Genomic DNA, 18,181 nt, shown 5'->3' on the forward strand with positions numbered 1-18,181 from the left:
ACCCGGCGACCCAGGCTCCCAAGCGTCCGGCGGGTCGCGACGCAACACCGCCGGGCACCAGGGCCGCCGCCGCGGCCTTCTCCCCCAAGGCGCGGCGGCGGTCCTCCCAAGTCACCCACCTCACGGAAAGCCCGCCATGCTGAACATCGCGGACACGTTGCAGCAGTGGTGCGGCGAGGGCCGCTCCTTCGCCCTCGCCACCGTCGTCCACGTCAGCGGCAGTGCGCCCCTGCCCGTCGGCACCGCCCTCGCCGTCGACACGGACGGCATCGCGGTCGGCAGCATCTCCGGCGGCTGTGTCGAAGCGGCGGTCTACGAACTGTGCCAACACGTCCTCGCGCGCGGCGGGCCACCCGCCCGCGCCGCCTTCGGCTACTCCGACGACGACGCCTTCGCCGTCGGCCTGACCTGCGGCGGCGATATCGAGGTCCTGGTACAGCGTGTGGAGCCCGCCGTCGAGCCCCACCTCGGCACAGCCCTCGAAGCCGTGCTCGCGGGGCGCCCCACAGCCGTTGCCCACATCGTCGACGGTCCCGACGAACTCGTCGGCCGTACGCTCCACGTCCCTGGCGAGGGGCCCCACGACGGCACGCTCGCTTCCGGGAGTGTGGACCTGCAGGTCGTGGCGCACGCCCGTGCGCTCCTGCGGGCGGGCCGCACAGCCCGCATCGACGTGGGTGGCGACGCCGGTACCTGTCCCCGGAAGCTGACCGTCCTCGTCCACACCCACGCCCCCCGCCCCCGCATGCTGATCTTCGGCGCCGTCGACTTCGCCGCCGCCCTCAGTCAGGCAGGCCGCTTCCTCGGCTACCGGGTCACCGTCTGCGACGCCCGCCCGGTCTTCACCACCGCCGCCCGATTCCCGTACGCCGACGAGGTCGTCACCGACTGGCCCCACCGCTATCTCGCGGCCACCGAGACCGACGCCCGCACCGCCGTCTGCGTCCTCACCCACGACGCCAAGTTCGACATCCCCCTGCTGCGTCTGGCACTGACCCTGCCCGTGGGCTACGTCGGCGCGATGGGCTCGCGACGCACCCACGAGCACCGCCTCGGACTCCTCCGGGAAGCCGGCGTCTCCGAGGGCCAACTGGCCCGTCTGCACTCACCGATCGGCCTGGACATCGGAGCCCGCACTCCCGAGGAGACCGCCATCTCCATCACCGCGGAGATCATCGCCCACGCCAACCGCGGCACGGGCCGACCCTTGACGCACGGCACCGGCCCCATCCACCACCCCGCGCAGGCTCTGCTCGGCCTGGCGACGGTGCCGTAGCCGCCCGCACGGGCGCCGTCCGAAAGCCGACGGGCATCCGGCGCACCGCGTGGTGTGCGGTCGGTCAGGCGCCGGGGTGGGCGTAGCCGTTCTGGTAGGCGATCACGACGAGTTGGGCGCGGTCGCGGACGCCGAGCTTGGTCATGATGCGGTTCACATGGGTCTTGGCGGTCGAGGGCGAGATGTGGAGCTGTTCGGCGATGGCGTCGTTGGAGAGGCCGGCGGCCACGAAATGGAGCACTTGGCGCTCGCGGTCGGTCAGGGGTGTCAGCGCCGGGGTCGGAGTGCTCGTCCTGTCGGGTGAGGCGAGGTAGTGGGCGATGAGGGTCCTGGTCGCCCTGGGCGACAGCAGCGCCTCTCCGCGGGCGACCAGTCGGATGGCGTCGAGGAGGTAGGAGAGCTCCACGCTCTTTCCGAGGAAACCGCTGGCCCCGGCACGCAGTGCGTGGAAGACGTGCTCGTCGGCTTCGAAGGTGGTCAGGATCAGTACCCGTACGCCCGCGAGGTCTTCGTCCGCCGAGATGGCGCGCGTGGCGGCGAGGCCGTCCATGTCGGGCATCCGGATGTCCATCAGCACGACGTCGGCGCGGGTGCTGCGGGCCAGTGCGACCGCCTCTTCACCCGTCGCGGCCTCCCCGACGACCTCCAGGTCCGGCTCCGAGTCGATGAGCATGCGGAAGCTGGTGCGCACGAGGGCCTGGTCGTCGGCGAGCAGAACGCGGATGCTCATCCCTGCCTCCCCTCGGCGGCGGTCGCGGACAGGGTCGTGCCCGGCCAGTCCGACGTGCGCGTGTCGGTCGGTGGTCCGGCCGCGGGCAGCGGTAGACGCACAGCGAGACGAAATCGACCGTCGGCGGTCGCTCCGGCATGGAGGCTGCCGCCGAGCGCGTGGGCGCGCTCGCGCATGCCCGTCAGCCCGTGTCCGGTGCCCATCGCGGCCGACGCCGGGTACGGGCCGGAGTGCAGGGGGTTGGTGATCCGGATGCGCAGTTCGTCGGGCCCGTACTCGATGAGCAGGTCCGCCTCGGCGGTCGCGCCGTGCTTGTGGGCGTTGGTCAGCCCTTCCTGGATGACACGGTAGGCGGCCAGGTCGATGGCGGTGGGCAGGGGGCGCGGAGGGCCGGACTGCCGGTGGCGGACGCTCAGCCCGGCGGCGGTCAGCGATTCGAGGAGCCCGCCGAGGCGGGACAGGCCCGGCACGGGTTCGGTCGGCTGCGTCTCGTCCGTCGTCCCGTCACCGGACTCGCGCAGTACGTGCAGCAGCGGGCCCAGTTCGTCCAGGACCGTGCAGCCGGCTTCACGGATGTGACCGAGCGCCACCTCGGCCTGATCCGGCCGGCCTCGCAGGAAGTGACCGGCGACCCCTGCCTGAATGGTGATCAGGGCGATGTGGTGGGCGATCACGTCGTGGAGTTCCCGCGCGATGCGCAGCCGCTCTTCGGCGACCCGGCGGCGGGCCTCTTCCTCCTTGGTCGCCTCCGCCCGCAGCGCCCGCTCCTCCATCGCGGCGGCGTAGGCGTGCCAGGTGCGTACGGTGGCCCCGACGGCGGCGAACATCCCGGTCCAGGCGAACACGGCGCCGGCCTCCGGGCCGGCGGCCGAATCCGTCGCATAGGTGATGACCGCGTACAGGGAGAGGGCCGTGGCCGAGACGGCGATCAAGGCGGTCCGCCGGCGGACCGTTCGGGCCACGGTGTAGACCGCGATCAACGCGGCGACCTTCAGCACCCGCGACGGATACGACGCGAGGACGGTGAAGGCCACCTCCCCGACCACTGTCAGCGCCAGGACGGGCAGCGGTGCGCGGCGGCGGGCCAGCAGAAGCAGGAACGCGGCCGCCGCGGCGACGGCGTCGGCGCCCGAGGGCCGTACGCCGTCGGGCCACCGCCCGAACAGCAGGGGCAGCAGGCCGACACCGCCCACGAGGGTGGCGAGGGCGGCGTCCAGCAGGCGCGGGTGAGCGCCGGTGAGCCGTCGCAGCGACGCCGGTCCGATCACGGCTTCACCGTTCCTTGGTACAGACCCGCAACCGGGGTCACGCGTCCCGTCGCTTGAACAGTACGGCCGCGCCCGCCAGGAGCACGACGATGTAGCCGGCGAACACCGCGAGCCCGGACCCGGGTGACAGCGAGTCGCCGGCCGTCCGCACCGTCATGACCGCGTTCGCGGCGTTCGACGGCAGGTACGGGCCGATGGCCTCGTTCCAACTGCTCGGCAGCAGCTGGATCAGGCCGGGCACCACGAACAGCGCGCCCACCACGAGGGTGATCGCTCCGGCGGTGTTGCGCAGCAGGACGCCGACCGCCAGTCCGATCAGTCCGGCTCCGGTGAGGTAGACCGCCGCGCCGACAAGCGCCCGGAACACCCCTGGATCGGACAGCGCTGTGGTGTCCAGACCGCGGGAGGACAGGACCGACTGGCCCGCCAGGAAGGCCCCCAGGACCGCGACGGACATGAGCACGAAGCTCACCGCGGCGAAGACGGTCACCTTGCCCCACAACACCGGCAGGCGTGAGGGGACCGCGGCCAGCGTGGCGCGGATGGATCCGGTGGCGTATTCGCCTGCGCTCATCAGGACACCGAGCACCGCGACGGCCAGCGAGGCGAGCATCACCCCGCCCAGGCTGATCGAGGTCGGGTCCCCGAAATCGTCCTCCCCCGGGCCGTCTCCGGAGCCGACCACACTGCTGAACAGCAGCCCGAAGCCGATGACCAGGGCCACGGTGATCGCCAGCGTGTAGAGCGTCGAGCGCAGCGACCGCAGTTTGATCCATTCCATGTGGACGACCCGCGGAAAGGTGACCCGCTGACCGCCCGCATGCCGACCGGCGGTCCCGGTCGTCTTCTGTGCGTCCTGTGTGCCGAGGGCGGTGGTGCTCATCGGTTCGTCCTTCCGGCGGTGGCCAACTCGGTGGTGGTGGCGTGGTATTCGACGGAGTCGCGGGTCAGCTCCATGAACGCCTCCTCCAGCGAGGCCTCCTGAACGAACAACTCGTGCAGCACCAGTCCGGCGGCCGCGGCGCGTTCGCCGATCTCGGCGGCCTCCAGCCCCTGGACGTCCAGCACGCCGGGCCGGCTGCTGCTGACCGAGACGCCGTCACCCACCAGCAGGTCACGCAGGGACGCGGCCTGCGGCGACTGCACCCGTACGCTCCGGCCGGCGGACTGGGCGATGAAGTCGGCGAGTGGCCCCGCGGACAGCAGCCGGCCGCGCCCGATCACGATGAGGTCCTCGGCGATCAACGCCATCTCGGTCATCAGATGGGAGGAGACGAAGACGGTCCGGCCCTGGTCCGCGAGGTCTTTCAGGAGGTTGCGGATCCACAGCACGCCTTCGGGGTCGAGGCCGTTGACCGGCTCGTCCAGCATGACGATCCGCGGGTCGCCGAGCAGTGCAGAGGCGATGCCCAGCCGCTGCCCCATACCCAGCGAGAAGCCGCCCGCCCGCTTGCGGGCCACCTCCGTCAGGCCGACCATGTCGATCACCTCAAGCACCCGCTGCTTGCCGATGCCGCTGCTCGCCGCCAGCGCGAGCAGGTGGTGATACGCCGAGCGCCCGGGGTGGATCGACTTCGCTTCCAGCAACGCCCCGATCTCCTCCAGTGGGGCCTTGTGCTCCTCGTAGAGGCGGCCGTTGACGCGGACGGTTCCGGACGACGGGCGGTCAAGACCCATGACCATCCGCATCGTCGTCGACTTGCCCGCCCCGTTGGGCCCGAGGAAGCCCGTCACCACTCCAGGACGCACGGTGAAGCTCAGCGCGTCGACCGCGAGCTTGTCGCCGTACCTCTTGCTGAGGTTGTTCACCTCGATCACCAGCCACCTCCGTGTTGTTCCAGGCCTCAAGGTTCTTGCAAGGGGGCCGGTTTCTGCGTCGCCCCACGGCGGTCACTGCCTGTACCACGACCGTGGTACGCCGCTGTGGGCGGCAGCGACCGTGGGGTGACGCTCGTCGCCGCTCGCTGTGGTCGAACGAGGTCGACCGTCGACTCCAGATGATCGTGACCTGCGGATCCGTCGGCCGGCGCCGGCCTTTGCACAGAGCGCCGCCCGATGCCCCGCCGACGGGGCATCGGGCGGCGGGCATGGCGTGCGCTCGCGGCTCAGCGCGAGCCGGCGCGGCGTATACGCGCCTTCAGCTTCGGGAACTGCTCGAGGGCGTTGGTCCGCTCGAGAGCGATCCGCTCGCGCCGGCTGAAGATCTCGTCGACGGTCGGTTCGGGGTCGCCTGCCTTGAGATTCGGCAGGCTGCCCTTGAGGAAGGGCATCGTCTCGACGTTGTCGGCCGCGTAGAGGTGGCGGGTCGCCGGCCAGTCGCTGCCGAACATGATGTGGTCGGCGGGCACCAGCGACGACAGCGGCTCCAACTGCGCGGCGGTGAACGCCTGTGCATTGTCGAAGAACATCCGCTTGATGTACTTGAGGGGCCCTTCTGGCAGCACCTCATTGAACGGCGGGAAGGCCGAGTGCCGTGTCGCGAGCCGGAAGGCCAGGAACGGCAGTGCCCCGCCGCAGTGCGTGAAGTGCCAGCGGATGTTCGGGTAGTCCCGCAGGACACCGTTGTAGATCAGGCTCGTCATCGCACGGGTCGCGTCGAAGTTGTACTCGAAGACGTTGTTGCCGGCCGGGATGTCGGGGCCGAAGCAGAGCTTGGGAGCCGGGTTGTTCTCCGGGCCCGTCGGGTGGACGTAGACGTAGGCGCCGCGGTCATTGAGGATCTCGTACAGAGGCTTGAAGGAAGGGTCCCCCAGGTAGGTGCCCTTGTAGTTGGTGAGCAGGCAGATGCCGTCGAGATCCAGTTCGCCGAGCGCGCGGTCCACTTCGGTCACCGAGCCGTCGATGTCGGGCATCGGGGTGACCGCGAAGATCCCGAACCGGTCACCACGGGTCTGCACGAGGTCGCGGGCGTAGTCGTTGACCGCGCGGGCGGTGGCGCGCCGGTCGTCGACCGGGCCGACGGTGACCTGGAGGTCGCCGAACGACAGGACGCTGGCCTGGATCCGGTACTGGTCCATGAAGGCCAGGTGCCGATCGACCGACCACGGACCGTACGCCCCGGTAATGGCGCCGAGCAGGCCATAGCGCTTCAGGTAGTCGTTGTACACGTCGGGGGAGTAGTGCGCGTGGGTGTCGATACGCCAGTTGCCCTTGGGCAGCCCCGGGCCGGACGCCGCCGCCTCCGGACTGGCCATGGCAGCAGGCACCGTGGCCGCGGCCGCCGTGACGATCGCCGCGGCCGATGCTCCTTCGATCATCCTTCGACGCGAGATGTTCCGTCGCAGGTTCATTTCCAGTTCCCTCTTCATTCTGTGTGCGAGTCAGGTCGTATGTGCGTGCGTCACGGCGCCGTCGCCAGGCCGGGCAGGGCCTGCGCGGGACGGCGGTGGTCCCCGCCGTAATGGAGTCCGCTCTCTCCTCGGGCGGCGGGTGGGCGCGCGGTCCAGGCCGATCGGAGAGCGCAAGCGGCCAAGTCGCGCCCAGGCACGGCCAGTTGCCGCCAGCAGGCCTATTCGGCGCTCATGCGCGGGAACCCCATGGCGTCGGCGTATCCGCGCCGGCCGGGGTCGGCTGTGCCGCGAGCAACCCCGCCGACCCCGGACGAAGGAACGCGCCGATCACAACGGATCCGGACAGCGCGGTGTCAACCGCCGTCGTCAGGTGCCGCACAGCAGGGTGATCAACGCTGTCCACCGGCGGGACGAGGAGTACGTGCATGACCGCCAGACAACAGCCGCCTCATAAAGCACGTGCCACTCAGCCCATGAAGCTTCCATGAAGCCAATCGCCGGACTTACGTCCACTTCCCGAAGCGGTCTCCGTCAGGAGTAGGAGGTCAGCTCTTGGTGCGGCCGGCGTGACCGGGTGCAGGTGAATCGGCGATCCAACAGTGCAGATGTTGGCCTGCCTGTTCTCGAGGTTCGACGCCGATGGTCGACCACACCGTAAACAGCTCCCGGCGACTACTACTGGGAGTCCTGCAGCGTGCCGGCGCGCTCCAGCATGGTGAGCCACTGAGCGACGACCGCGTCGATGAAGGTGTCGGTGACCTCGCCGCGGTCCAGGAACAGCCGGGCGAGGACAGGCCCGTACAGCAGGGTGAACTCGTCTTCGCTGATCTGGATACCCGAAGGCTCCAGCAGCCTGTTGAAGCCGGCGTAGCGGTCTTCGCCGATGCGGACGAGTGCCCGGGCACTGTCGGGGTCGTGGTCGGCCTGGGCGGCGACGGCCAGAGCCGCGGTGCGGACGGCCGGCACGCTGACTCCGGCGCGCAGGCTCTTCAGCCAGGCCGTGGCCACGTCACGTACGTCGGTGCCCGGTTCGGGATAGGTGCCGAGGTCGGGGCCTTCGAGGACGAGGTCGAAGAGGAGTGCGGCTCGGGTGGGCCAGTGCCGGTAGAGGGTCTGGCGGGTGACGTCTGCTCGCTCGGCCAGCAGGGCGTACGTCAGTCCGGACGGTCCGACTTGAGGCAGCAGTTCGCGCGCGGTGGCCAGCACGTGGTTGCGGGTGCGCTGCACGCGCGGGTTGCCCGGGGTCGGCCGACGGCGATGGAGGGGCTGCTTCATACCGCCACCCTACCGGCACATCATACGGCGAGTGTGATTGACGCCACAGCCCGAATCATACGCTGCGTGTGATAGACATGAAGGGTAATCACACGCACTGGATGATTCGTGCGAGTCGGTATCCCTGTGAAAGGTGAATGGTCATGTCATCTCGGAATCTGGTCGAAACGACGTTCGCCCGTACTCGCCTGGGCTCCGGCCCGGGCCTGCTCCTCGCCCACGGCGCGGGCAGCAGCCTGGCCGGCACCTACGGTCCCGTGCTGGAGGCTCTCGCCGCCCGCTACACCGTCGTCGGCATCGACTACCCCGGCAGCGGCGACACCCCCCGCTCCACCACCGCACTGTCCGTCGACGACCTCGCCGACCAGCTCATCGCCGCCGCCGACGCGGAGGGCCTCGACCGCTTCGCCGTGTCCGGCTACTCCCTCGGCGGCCCGGTCGCCATCCGCGCCGCCACCCGCCACCCCGAACGCGTCACCGCACTCGTCCTGACCGCCGCCTTCCCGCACCGCGACAACCGGCTCGCCCTCGCCTCCTCGGTCTGGAGCAAGATCGCCGCGTCCGGCGACCGCGAACTGCTCGCCGAATTCCTGCTGCTGATGGCCCTCGGCAGCCAGGCACTGGAGTCGATGCCGTCCGAGCAACTGCAGCAGACCCTCGGCTACGCCGCCGCCACCGCGGCCGACGGCAGCTCCGAACAGACCGACCTCGTCGGCCGGCTCGACGTCCGCGACGACCTCACCGCCATCACCGCCCCCACCCTGGTCATCTCCACCACCGACGACCGGCTCGTCTCCACCGCCCTGCACCGCCACCTCGCCGACACCATCCCCGACGCCCAACTCGCTGACATCCCCACCGGCCACCTGCCCATGCTGGAACGCACCGACGAATGGCTGCAGCTCACCACCGACTTCCTCGGCAAGCACCACGCCTGAAAGCACACGCCGACGGGGCCACGCAGCGAACAGCGGCGTAGCCCCTCACCCTGAATCGGCGGCCTCCCGGTCCCGAATCACTTGAATCTGTGTGGGTTCGTAGACCCACTTCCCCTCTCGAGTTCATGGAGGAACCATGCTCAACTTCGGCAGCCTCGACGAGTCCGCCCAGTTCCGCGACCAGCAGAAGGAGAAGGCCGGCCCGGTCACGATCATCAACACGTTTGTCGCACCGGAAGGCAAGGAGGACGAGGTGGTGGCCGCCTGGACGGACGACGCGGAGTACATGAAGAAGTCGGGGAGCCTTCTTTCCGTGCAGTTGTACCGGGGCATCGGCGGCAGCCGGCTGTTCACCAACGTCGCGGTCTGGAAATCCACCGAGCACCTCCGCGCAGCGCTCGGCACGCCGGAGTTCGCCTCTCACCTGGAGGGCTACCCTGCCGGCACCGTCGCCTACCCGCACCTGTACCAGAAGGTCGCTGTCGAGGGCGTCTGCGAAGGGGAATGACGACGTACGGTGATGGCGGTATCTGGAGCTGTTCCCCAGGTACCGTCAGAGGGCCGGCGATGCTGCTTCGACTCCCTGAGGATGCTGCTTCGCCTCCCTGAGGGAGAGTGGGAGCATCACCACAACGTCTTCGCTCGCCCTCTGCGGCGGCGAACGCCTTCACACCGCCTCGACGGAGTCAGCCTTGCCACGGACGACATCCCGCAGGCGCTTCCTGTCGACTCTGCCGACCTTCGTCAACGGAAGTTCGTCCACGATCAGCAGGTCCTCGGGCAGCTTGTGACGGGCCACCTGCATCGCGGTGAGGACACATGGGGCGCCCCTGCGTCTCGGTCTTGATGTCGTCGGGGTCGTCGGAACGCGTGTACTTCAGCAGGCCCTCTGCCTGCCGAGCACCTGCTGGAGCGTGCCACCGAGCACGGGTTCGGCGCGGCGGGCGCCCTCCGGCGCGCGGCGGGCGCCACCCACTTGCAACAGCCGTAGTGCGGGCGGGGCGGGGTGGCGACCGGAGGCCACGGCGTCGATCCAGCGCTGGACGACGGCCGGCACGGCGTTGAGAAGCGCGTCGGCGTTGCGGGCGACGTGGGCGACGACGTGGGCCCGGCTCCAGCCCGCCAGGTACGAGGGCTTGGTGAACGCCGAGTCGGTCAGCCAGGGCACGGCGGCTTCGAAGGCCGCCGTGCCCTTGGCCGCCCGCTCCAGCATCGCGGCGGGGCGTGTGCTCACCGCGACTCCCGGCGACAGGTGTTGCGGCACTCGCCGATCCCCTCGATCCGGGTGACGAGGGCCGAACCGTCCTGGAGATAGCGGGCGGGCTTGCGGGCATGGCCCACTCCGCCCGGAGTACCGGTGGCGATGACGTCGCCGGGCACCAGAGTGATGATTTCGGACAGGTACGCGACCAGGGTGGCCGGGTCGAAGACGAGGTCGCCGGTGTCGGCCTTCTGGACCGTGTCGCCGTCGACTTCACAGGTCAGGCTCAGGCCAGGGGCGGCGACTGCGGGGTCGTCGGCGGTCACCAGCCACGGCCCGATGGGGGTGGTGGCCTCGAAGGTCTTGCCCTGGTCCCACTGGGTGGTGCGGTACTGCCAGTCGCGGGCGGTGACGTCGTTGAGCATGGTGTACCCGGCGATCGCGGCCCGCGCCTGCTCCGTGTCGGCGTGCCGGACCTCGGCCCCGATGACGACGCCGAGTTCGGCCTCCCAGTCCATCTGCGCGGACGCGGCGGGCAGGGTCACGTCGTCGTACGCGCCGACCAGTGCCCGCGCGTACTTGTTGAACAGCGTCGGATGCGAGGGGAGTTCGCGCCCCATCTCCAGAATGTGGGTGCGGTAGTTGAGGCCGACGCACACGACCTTCTCCGGGGCGACGACCACCGGGGCGTAGTCCAGGGCGCCTTCGTACGTCTCGCCGTCGGCGTCCGCGGCCCGTGCCGCCCAGTCGCCGTGGCGCAGGAACGCCACCAGGTCGCTCTCGCCCAGGTCCACGGCCTTGTCCTCGTCGACGCGGACGGCACGGGTGGTGCCGTTGACCCGGATGGTGGCGAGCTTCACTTGTGTTCTCCTCGGGCGGTGCGGGCGAGGCCCAGGGCCTCGTAGACGGGTTCGTCGCTGAAACGGAAAAGGTCGACCTGGGTGCGGGCGGACAGCGAGACCTCGCACCAGGACGGGACGACGAACAGGTCGCCCTTGGCTATCTCGAAGACCTTGTCGCCGACATGGGCGACCGCCTCACCGTCGAACACCTGCCAGACCGCGGAGCCGACCGTGCGCACCGGGACGGTCTGGGTGCCGGCCCGCAGTCGGCGCATCTCGGTGCGCATCGTGACCAGGGCGTCCCTGCCGGTGGTGGGGTTGGAGAAGCGCACTCCGGCGTGCCCGGGCTCCAGCACGCCGGGTACGCCTTCGCTCTCCAGCTCCAGCTGGGCGGTGAGGGCGGCGTCGGTGTGTTCCCAGCGGTAGGCGCCCAGCGGGGAGTTGGGCTGGTCGGGCCGGCCGATCGGGCGCAGCCCGGGGTGGCCCCACAGTCGCTCGCCGCGCGAGCGCTCGGGGGTTTCGCGGGTGGAGAGGTCGTCGGGGCCGAACTCGAAGAAGCCGGCGTCCAGTTGGGAGACGAGCGGGATGTCGAGGCCGTCGAGCCAGGCCATCGGCTTGTCGGTGACGTTCTGGTGCTCGTGGAAGGCCCAGCTCGGCGTGAGCAGCAGGTCGCCGCGCCGCATCGCCACCGCGTCCCCGTCGACGTTGGTCCACACGCCCTCGCCTTCGACGACGAACCGGAAGGCGCCTTGGCTGTGGCGGTGCGAGGGGGCGACCTCGCGCGGGCCCAGGTACTGGATCGCGGTCCACAGGGTCGCGGTGGCGTAAGGACGGCCCGGCAGGCCGGGGTTGGACAGGGCCATGGCGCGGCGCTCGCCGCCACGTCCCACCGGTACGAGCTCTCCGGAGCGCTGTGCGATGGGCAGCAGCTCCGCCCACCGCCACAGGTGCGGGACCGCGGCGGGCTGCGGCGACATCGGCATGAGGTCGTCCACCTGGGTCCACAGCGGGATCAGGCCGGCGGTCTCGAAGTCCGCGTACAGCTCGTCGCGCAGCTTGCGCTCGGTCTGTTCGCTGGTGGTGTCGGTCACTGTGGAGGTCGAGCATGCCCGGTACACTTACCGGCTGCGCGTGTCGTCCACTGCCCGCACGACCCTGGCGGCGGACTGGGACCGGTGTCGCTGGGTGTGGAACGAGTGTGTCGCCAAGTCCAGGGCCGTCACCTGCATAACAAAGCGACCGGCCAGAAGGCCACGTGCCCCGCGCCTGGTGCAGTCGAGGGACGGCAGCGCCTCGTGCTTCTTCGTGTACGTGGGCATCCCGGCCCGGCGCGCCATGGGCAGCCGCGCTTCGATGTCCTTGTGCGCTTTGGTGCGGGAGCGGCCGAAGTCACCAGGACCACCATGGCCCGCAAGGCCGCTGACGCCGCCATCGGCGCCACCAAGAAGGCTCTGATCGAGATGGGCCGCAAACACGGGCGGGACATCCGCCTCGTGAACCCCGCGCACACCACGATGGACTGCGCGCACTGCGATGCGAGAGCCAAGCATCGCCTGCCGCTGGGTGAGCGCACCTACACCTGCACCGCATGCGGAAGCGCATCCCCACGGGACAAGAACTCCGCACGCGTCATGCTCGTCCGGGCTGGTCTCAACCCGGCTGGTGCCGAGGGCGCAAGACCTCCTGGAGTGCTGCTCCAGGAGGCGGCCTGAGCCAGGAATCCCCTCCGTCAGGGAGGGGAGGATTCAAAGCCCCAGCAGGCGGTCGGCGTTGCCGTGCGCGATGCGCGCGAGGTCGGCCGGCGCGTGCGGTGCGGAACGCAGGAACCCCACCGCCTCGGCGCTGGACTCGAACGGGTAGTCGATGGCGAACAGCACCCGGTCGACACCGACGGCATGGACGGCTCCCAGCAGTGCGGCATGCGACATGACTCCGCTGGTGGTGACGTACACGTTCTTCCGCAGGTAGTACGAGGGCAGGTGCTTCACCCTCTCCTCAACGGGCACCTGGGGGTAGCGGCTGTCGAGCCGGGCCATCTGGAACGGCAGCAGCTCGCCCATGTGCCCCAACGTCACCGAGGCGCCCGGGAACTCGTCGAACACGCCGCCGTAGATCAGCCGGAGCGCATGGGCACCCACCGTCGCGGTCCAGCCCCAGGACGGCCCGACCAGCACGGGGTACCCGTCGAAGACACGCCAGTTGTCGACCGGGATGACAGCCGGATGCAGATACAGCGTCACGCCGAGGCGCTCCAGCTCGGCCCATACCGGCCTGAACCGCGGCTCGTCCAGGTAGTGCCCCCGCACGTGGTCGTTGTACAGCACGCCCTTGAGGCCGAGTTCCTTCACGGCCCGGCGCAGCTCCACGACCGCGGCCTTGGGGTCCTGCAGCGGCAGAACCGCGAAGCCCGCGAACCGTTTCGGATGCGCGGCGACCACCTTGGCCAGATGGTCGTTGACCCGCCGTGCGACGGCCACCGCCTCCGCCGGGTCCTCGATCACTTCCAGACCCGGCGTGGAGTACGAGAGGACCTGGACATCGACGCCGTTGGCGTCCATGTCCGCCAGTCGCAGCTCGGTCAGATCGTCCAGGCGCCGGAACCACTCCTGCTTGATCGCCTCCGGCACGTCCATGCGCTGACGGATCGCCGCCTCCTGCCGGATGGCTCCAGGGATGGAGAACGCCTCTTCCACGGCCACGATGCGCATCTTCTTCTCCTTCTTGGCGTTCCGGTCGTCCTTCGAGCCGCCGGCCGCCGTGGCGGCACGGCTGCCGGGCACCGCGTCGGCGGCGAGCGCGGGTTGTCCCGCGGCCAGCCCGCCGACCACGGCGGCTCCTCCGGCAGCGGCGGTCGCGGCGATGAATCTTCGCCGGGTGGCCGCGGTCGGGGGCTCGGCGGGCGGAGTCACGGCTTGGACGGGACGTTCGTTGGACATGTCCGCTCTCCCTCATTGGTGGCGCGGTGATTGTCGGGACGTGCCGATCGCTGTCGCGCTCCGCGAAGATGCGCGTCGTTTCCCGGGAGTGGTCCGACGGCCCGGGGTCAGTCCGTCAGTCGGTCTTCTCGCCGCTCTCGGCCAGGATCCTGTCGCGCACGCCGGCGAGGGCACCCGCCATCGCGCCCGCGGGCCTGCCGAAGGTGGTGGCCGAGAACTGGGCGGGGCCGGTCTTGGCGGTGAAGGAGTGCGGGTAGGCGAACTCCCGGAGCCCTTCCTCGCCCTGCTTGCGCCCGTAACCGCTGTCGCCGCGACCGCCGAAGGGCACGGCGGGGTTGATGGAGAAGACCAGGGCGTCGTTGATGCTGGTCATGCCGACGCGGAGCCGGCGGGCGATGTCCTCGCCGCGGTCGCGGCTGAAGACGGCGCTGCCCAGTCCGTAGCGGCCGCCGTTGACGTGAGCGATGGCCTCCTCGGTGTCGGTGACCTTGACGATGGCGAGTGTCGGTCCGAACGTCTCCTCCGTCGCCGCCAGGGCGTCGGGGGTCACGCCGACGAGGATGGTGGGGGAGACATAGCGTTCCCCCACTGCCTCGATGCCACCGACAGTGGCTGTCGCGCCGCGGTCGAGAGCATCCTGGATGTGCTCCCGGATGATCGGGATCTGGGTGGGCAGGGGAACCGGCCCGATCTCCGCGTCCTCACCGCTGCCGACGCGTACCTGCTTGGCGAGGTGGCTGATCTTCTCGACGAACTCGTCGTGAACCGACTCGACGACGTAGGCCACTTCGAGACTGATGCAGCCGTGTCCGGTGTTCTGTATGGCGCCCCAGACGATGTGCTTGGCGGCTTCGTCCAGGTCGGCGTCCTCGGCCACTATGACGCCGTCCTTTCCGCCGAGTTCCAGCAGAACGGGGGTCAGGGTCTGCGCGCACTGGGCGGCCACCGTCCGGCCGGTGTTGACGCTGCCGGTGAACGCGAGCTTGTTCAGGCCGGACTCGATGAGTGCCTGGCCCGTGGCCCCGAACCCGTTGAGGCACTGGAGGACGTCCGGGAAGTCGGGGACCGCGCGCCGCCAGGTCCGGGCGAGCCACTCCCCGATGCCGGGCGTGATCTGGCTGGGCTTGAGGATGGCGGCGTTTCCGGCCGCGATCGCCTCGACCAGGATGGCCCCCGGTGTGAGCAGGGGGAAGTTCCACGGGCCGATGACACCGACGACGCCGTAGGGCTGGTATTCGACCCACGCACGCTGGTTGGGCACGGTGCGGCTGCCGGGGACCTCCCGGCGTCCCAGCACGCGCTCGGCGTTCTCGACGGCGTACTGCACGTGCTCCAGAATCCCGAGCACCTCCACGCGGGCTTCGTCCAGGGGCTTGCCGTTCTCGGCGTGGATGAGAGCGACTCCCTCCTCGCCGCTGATGGCCATCTCCCGCTGCCACGCGCGCAGTTGCCCGGCACGGCCCTCGAATCCCAGGTCCCACCAGGGCCCGGAGACCGAGCGGGCGGCAGCGACGGCCGCGGCCGCCTCTTCCTTGCCGGCCGCGGGGTACCGGGCGAACTCCGCCCCGGTGGCCTGATCGACGGTGACCACCTCGCTCCCGTCCTGTCCGATGGCTCCGTCACGCGTGATCGTTGGAGTGTTGTTGGTCATGGGTCTCTCCCACTTTCTTACGACCGCCTGCGCCCGAGCAGCACCAACGAGGGTGATGGGCAGATGGCGGACGCCGTGTTCGGCGCGATGAAGGGCCGCTGTGTCACAGCGGGCGCGCGCCGAGGTGAATGACTTGAGCGATGGCTCGAAGGCCTTGGCAAGTACTAGATTATCAACCTACTGATGAGTGTCAAGTGCTTGATAGTCAGTAAGGAGCTTGTGACTCAGTCGGTCAGGTCGAGAGCGGCGCGGACGATGCTGTCCGCATCGATCCCGTGCTCGCGGTAGACGTCCTCCAGCGATCCGGACTGCCCGAACCGCGTCACGCCGAGGGAGGAGACAGGCACACGGTTGACGGTGGCCAGGAAGGCCAGGGTGTGCGGATGGCCGTCGAGGACCGTGACCAGAGGTGTGGCGCGATCGGCCGGGAAGACCTGGTCCAGCACCCAGGACTCGGCCTGCTCGTGGCCCTGCCTGGCACGCACCGCCCGGTACAGGAGATCGGGACTGGTGACACACACCACCTCCGCCGGGACTCCGATCTGCGCCAGACGATCAGCGGCCGCCAGCGCCTCCGGCACCACCGCGCCCATCGCGGCGATGGTGACCTCGGCGCCGTCGGTGCGCAGCAGGGGATACGCCCCCGCGACGACCTGGCGCCGTCGACGCTCCCGGGCGGCCGGGTCATCGGGCACCGCGGCCGGCGTCTGGTCGATCGGCCGCGTCGACAGCCGTACGTACGCGGAGCTGCCGTCCGGTCTGCCGAGCCGGGCCAGGCCGGCGAGCAGCGTCCATTCGGCGTCGAGGGCGAACGCCGGTTCGTAGGTGACGCAACCAGGCTGCTCCAGGCCGATGGACGGGGTCTTGATCGACTGGTGCGCGCCGCCTTCCGGGGCCAGCGAGACCCCGGAAGGTGTACCGACCAGAAGGGACTGTCCGCCGGCGTAGATGCCGAACGACCAGGGTTCGAGGGCGCGTTCGACGAAGGGGTCGTACAGCACGCCGATCGGCAGGAGCGGCTGCCCCCACTTGCTCCAGCAGGCCCCCAGTTCACCGATCAGGCCGACGAGGTTCGTCTCGGCGATACCCAGTTCGATGTGCTGCCCGGACGGCTTCTCCCGCCAGTGCAGGATGGTCTCGGCGTCATCGGAGAACCAGTCGCGCCGTTCGGTGGACGACCACACGCCGACCTTGTTCACCCACCCGCCGAGGTTCGTGCTGGAGCTGACATCGGGGCTGACCGTGACGACCCGTGCGGCCACTTCCGGGGCCGCTCTGGTCAGGTCCAGCAGAAGCCGGCCGAGCGCGGCCTGCGTGGTCGCGGTCCCGGACGGGGTCCGTCCGATGTCGACGGGCACGGCCGGCGGCGCGTGGTGCGCCGGCTCGCTCCTGCGCAGCCGCCCAGCGGTCCGCCGACACAGCTCATGGGCCGCGCTGTTCTCGTCGAAGGCACGCCAAGGATCCGCCGGGTCGGCGCCGAGCCGCTCGGTGAGCTCTCGCATCTGCTCCTCGGTCAGCAGAGCCGAGTGGTTCTGCGGATGCCCCTGGCTGGCCAGCCCGTGGCCCTTGATGGTGTAGGCGAGGATCGCCGTGGGGCGGCTGTCGTCGATCGCCGAGAAGGCCGCGTCCAGCGCGGCCAGGTCGTGGCCGCCCAGGTTGGCCATCGCGGCCACCAGCGCCGAGTCCTCGACCTGGTCGACCAGTGCGCGGATCCGGTCGGCGCCGGGGCCTTCGGGCAGCCGCCGGCGCAGTTGCCCGGCATCGCACCGCAGGAGTCGTTGGTATTCCGGGTTGGTCATCGCGTCGATCCGCTGCCGCAGTTCCTCGCCGCCCGGCCGGGCGAACAACTCCTCGAGCCGCCCCCCGTACTTGAGCGTGATCACCTGCCAGCCGGCCGCGGTGAACATGCCCTGCAGTTTCTCGGCGGCGATGTCGGGCACGACCCGGTCCAGCGACTGCCGGTTCAGGTCGACGACCCAGACCACCTCCCCCAGCTCGCCGACAGCGGGATCGAGCACGGCCTCCCACACCGCGCCCTCGTCCAGCTCGGCGTCCCCCACCAACGAGAACTGCCGCCCGGTACCCACGTCGCCGACCGTGGCGTTGACATAGCGCCGCGACAGCGCCCCCCAGATCGGCGCGGTCGCGCCTATGCCGACGGACCCGGTCGAGTAGTCGACCGGGTCCGGATCCTTGGACCGGCTCGGATAGCTCTGCAGGCCGCCGAACTCGCGCAGCCTCGGTAGATAGGACGGGTCCAGCTCGCCCAGCAGGTAGTTGATCGCGTGCAGCACGGGCGATGCGTGCGGTTTCACCGACACCCGGTCCTGCGGCCGCAGATGCCGGAACCAGAGCGCCGTCATGATCGACACCATCGACGCCGACGACGCCTGGTGCCCGCCCACTTTGAGTCCCGAGGGGTTCGCGCGGACGCGGTTCGCGTGGTGGATGATCGCCGACGACAGCCAGAGCACCCTGCTCTCCACCTCGCGCAGAACGCCGAAGTCGTCCTGGGTGTCTGGCGGCGTGGTTACTGGGCTGCTCATGACTGACCAACTCCTGCGGCCGGCGGCGACTTCGGAGAGGCCGCCCGACCATCAGCGCGTGAGCGGTTCACTCAACCCGCTCTTGAACTGGAGCCAAGTTAGTTATGAGGCATTGATCCAGTCAACACCTAGGGCAACAGCGTGGAATCTGTCGTTTCATTCTCATGACTCAACGCCAAGAGCGGAGTAGTCTCGCCGGGCGGGCAGGAAGCGATCCCCTGCCCGCCG

Annotated in this window: 16 protein-coding genes and 1 pseudogene; 4 read left to right on the plus strand and 13 right to left on the minus strand. The window is 70.0% G+C overall.

Going from position 1 to position 18,181, the window contains the following annotated elements; genetic code table 11:
* The first annotated feature begins 136 nt into the window (after window positions 1-136).
* Window positions 137-1,276 carry an XdhC family protein gene (locus OG252_RS46800; protein ID WP_329344127.1) on the plus strand — a complete coding sequence of 380 codons (1,140 nt, stop codon included), beginning with the start codon at window positions 137-139 and terminating at the stop codon, window positions 1,274-1,276.
* A 64-nt stretch (window positions 1,277-1,340) separates the two neighbouring features.
* Here the strand turns inward: OG252_RS46800 and OG252_RS46805 are convergent, their stop codons facing one another.
* From OG252_RS46805 to OG252_RS46830, 6 genes are all read right to left on the minus strand, one after another.
* A complete protein-coding gene (locus OG252_RS46805) occupies window positions 1,341-2,006 on the minus strand; it encodes a response regulator (protein WP_266445598.1) in 666 nt (221 codons plus the stop codon).
* Entirely contained in the window at window positions 2,003-3,274 is a 1,272-nt protein-coding gene (locus OG252_RS46810; protein ID WP_329344129.1) for a sensor histidine kinase, read from the minus strand. The genes OG252_RS46805 and OG252_RS46810 overlap by 4 nt, the downstream gene beginning before the upstream one ends.
* Before the next feature lie 37 nt (window positions 3,275-3,311).
* Window positions 3,312-4,157 (minus strand): ABC transporter permease subunit, encoded by an 846-nt coding sequence (locus OG252_RS46815; protein ID WP_266445604.1) that lies wholly within the window; start codon window positions 4,155-4,157, stop codon window positions 3,312-3,314.
* Complete coding sequence (locus OG252_RS46820) at window positions 4,154-5,092, minus strand: ABC transporter ATP-binding protein (RefSeq protein WP_329344132.1); 939 nt, start codon at window positions 5,090-5,092, stop codon at window positions 4,154-4,156. Before OG252_RS46820 ends, OG252_RS46815 begins: the two co-directional genes overlap by 4 nt.
* A 287-nt stretch (window positions 5,093-5,379) precedes the next feature.
* Complete coding sequence (locus OG252_RS46825) at window positions 5,380-6,531, minus strand: amidohydrolase family protein (RefSeq protein ID WP_329344134.1); 1,152 nt, start codon at window positions 6,529-6,531, stop codon at window positions 5,380-5,382.
* A gap of 708 nt (window positions 6,532-7,239) precedes the next feature.
* Entirely contained in the window at window positions 7,240-7,839 is a 600-nt protein-coding gene (locus OG252_RS46830) for a TetR/AcrR family transcriptional regulator (protein WP_329344136.1), read from the minus strand.
* A 143-nt stretch (window positions 7,840-7,982) separates the two neighbouring features.
* On the opposite strand from OG252_RS46830, the gene OG252_RS46835 reads away from it, so the two are divergent.
* On the plus strand, window positions 7,983-8,777 hold the full coding sequence (locus tag OG252_RS46835) for an alpha/beta fold hydrolase (protein WP_329344138.1): 795 nt from the start codon (window positions 7,983-7,985) through the stop codon (window positions 8,775-8,777).
* A gap of 136 nt (window positions 8,778-8,913) precedes the next feature.
* Window positions 8,914-9,285 (plus strand): antibiotic biosynthesis monooxygenase family protein, encoded by a 372-nt coding sequence (locus OG252_RS46840; protein ID WP_329344140.1) that lies wholly within the window; start codon window positions 8,914-8,916, stop codon window positions 9,283-9,285.
* A 159-nt stretch (window positions 9,286-9,444) separates the two neighbouring features.
* Here OG252_RS46840 and OG252_RS46845 read toward each other — a convergent pair whose 3' ends face one another.
* From OG252_RS46845 to OG252_RS46860, 4 genes are all read right to left on the minus strand, one after another.
* Window positions 9,445-9,582 (minus strand): hypothetical protein, encoded by a 138-nt coding sequence (locus tag OG252_RS46845; RefSeq protein ID WP_329344142.1) that lies wholly within the window; start codon window positions 9,580-9,582, stop codon window positions 9,445-9,447.
* A gap of 72 nt (window positions 9,583-9,654) precedes the next feature.
* Window positions 9,655-10,011: a maleylpyruvate isomerase N-terminal domain-containing protein gene (locus OG252_RS46850; protein WP_329344144.1), complete on the minus strand. Its 357-nt coding sequence runs from the start codon at window positions 10,009-10,011 to the stop codon at window positions 9,655-9,657.
* A complete protein-coding gene (locus tag OG252_RS46855) occupies window positions 10,008-10,838 on the minus strand; it encodes a fumarylacetoacetate hydrolase family protein (protein ID WP_329344146.1) in 831 nt (276 codons plus the stop codon). Before OG252_RS46855 ends, OG252_RS46850 begins: the two co-directional genes overlap by 4 nt.
* Window positions 10,835-11,911 (minus strand): cupin domain-containing protein, encoded by a 1,077-nt coding sequence (locus OG252_RS46860; RefSeq protein WP_329344148.1) that lies wholly within the window; start codon window positions 11,909-11,911, stop codon window positions 10,835-10,837. The genes OG252_RS46855 and OG252_RS46860 overlap by 4 nt, the downstream gene beginning before the upstream one ends.
* 297 nt (window positions 11,912-12,208) lie before the next feature.
* Here OG252_RS46860 and OG252_RS46875 point away from each other — a divergent pair.
* Window positions 12,209-12,532, plus strand: a pseudogene (locus tag OG252_RS46875) (zinc ribbon domain-containing protein); the annotation flags it as partial.
* A 33-nt stretch (window positions 12,533-12,565) separates the two neighbouring features.
* On the opposite strand, the gene OG252_RS46880 reads toward OG252_RS46875, so the two are convergent.
* The 3 genes from OG252_RS46880 to OG252_RS46890 all read right to left on the minus strand — a co-directional run bounded on the left by OG252_RS46880 (window position 12,566) and on the right by OG252_RS46890 (window position 17,953).
* The gene (locus tag OG252_RS46880) at window positions 12,566-13,756 is read right to left on the minus strand and encodes an amidohydrolase family protein (protein WP_266445635.1); all 1,191 of its coding nucleotides are present in this window, start codon (window positions 13,754-13,756) and stop codon (window positions 12,566-12,568) included.
* A gap of 115 nt (window positions 13,757-13,871) precedes the next feature.
* Window positions 13,872-15,407 (minus strand): aldehyde dehydrogenase family protein, encoded by a 1,536-nt coding sequence (locus tag OG252_RS46885; protein WP_329344151.1) that lies wholly within the window; start codon window positions 15,405-15,407, stop codon window positions 13,872-13,874.
* Between the two features lie 224 nt (window positions 15,408-15,631).
* Complete coding sequence (locus OG252_RS46890; protein ID WP_329344153.1) at window positions 15,632-17,953, minus strand: transketolase-like TK C-terminal-containing protein; 2,322 nt, start codon at window positions 17,951-17,953, stop codon at window positions 15,632-15,634.
* Between the last annotated feature and the right edge of the window lie 228 nt (window positions 17,954-18,181).

It is taken from the genome of Streptomyces sp. NBC_01352, from assembly GCF_036237295.1.
GTDB classification, from domain to species: domain Bacteria; phylum Actinomycetota; class Actinomycetes; order Streptomycetales; family Streptomycetaceae; genus Streptomyces; species Streptomyces plumbiresistens.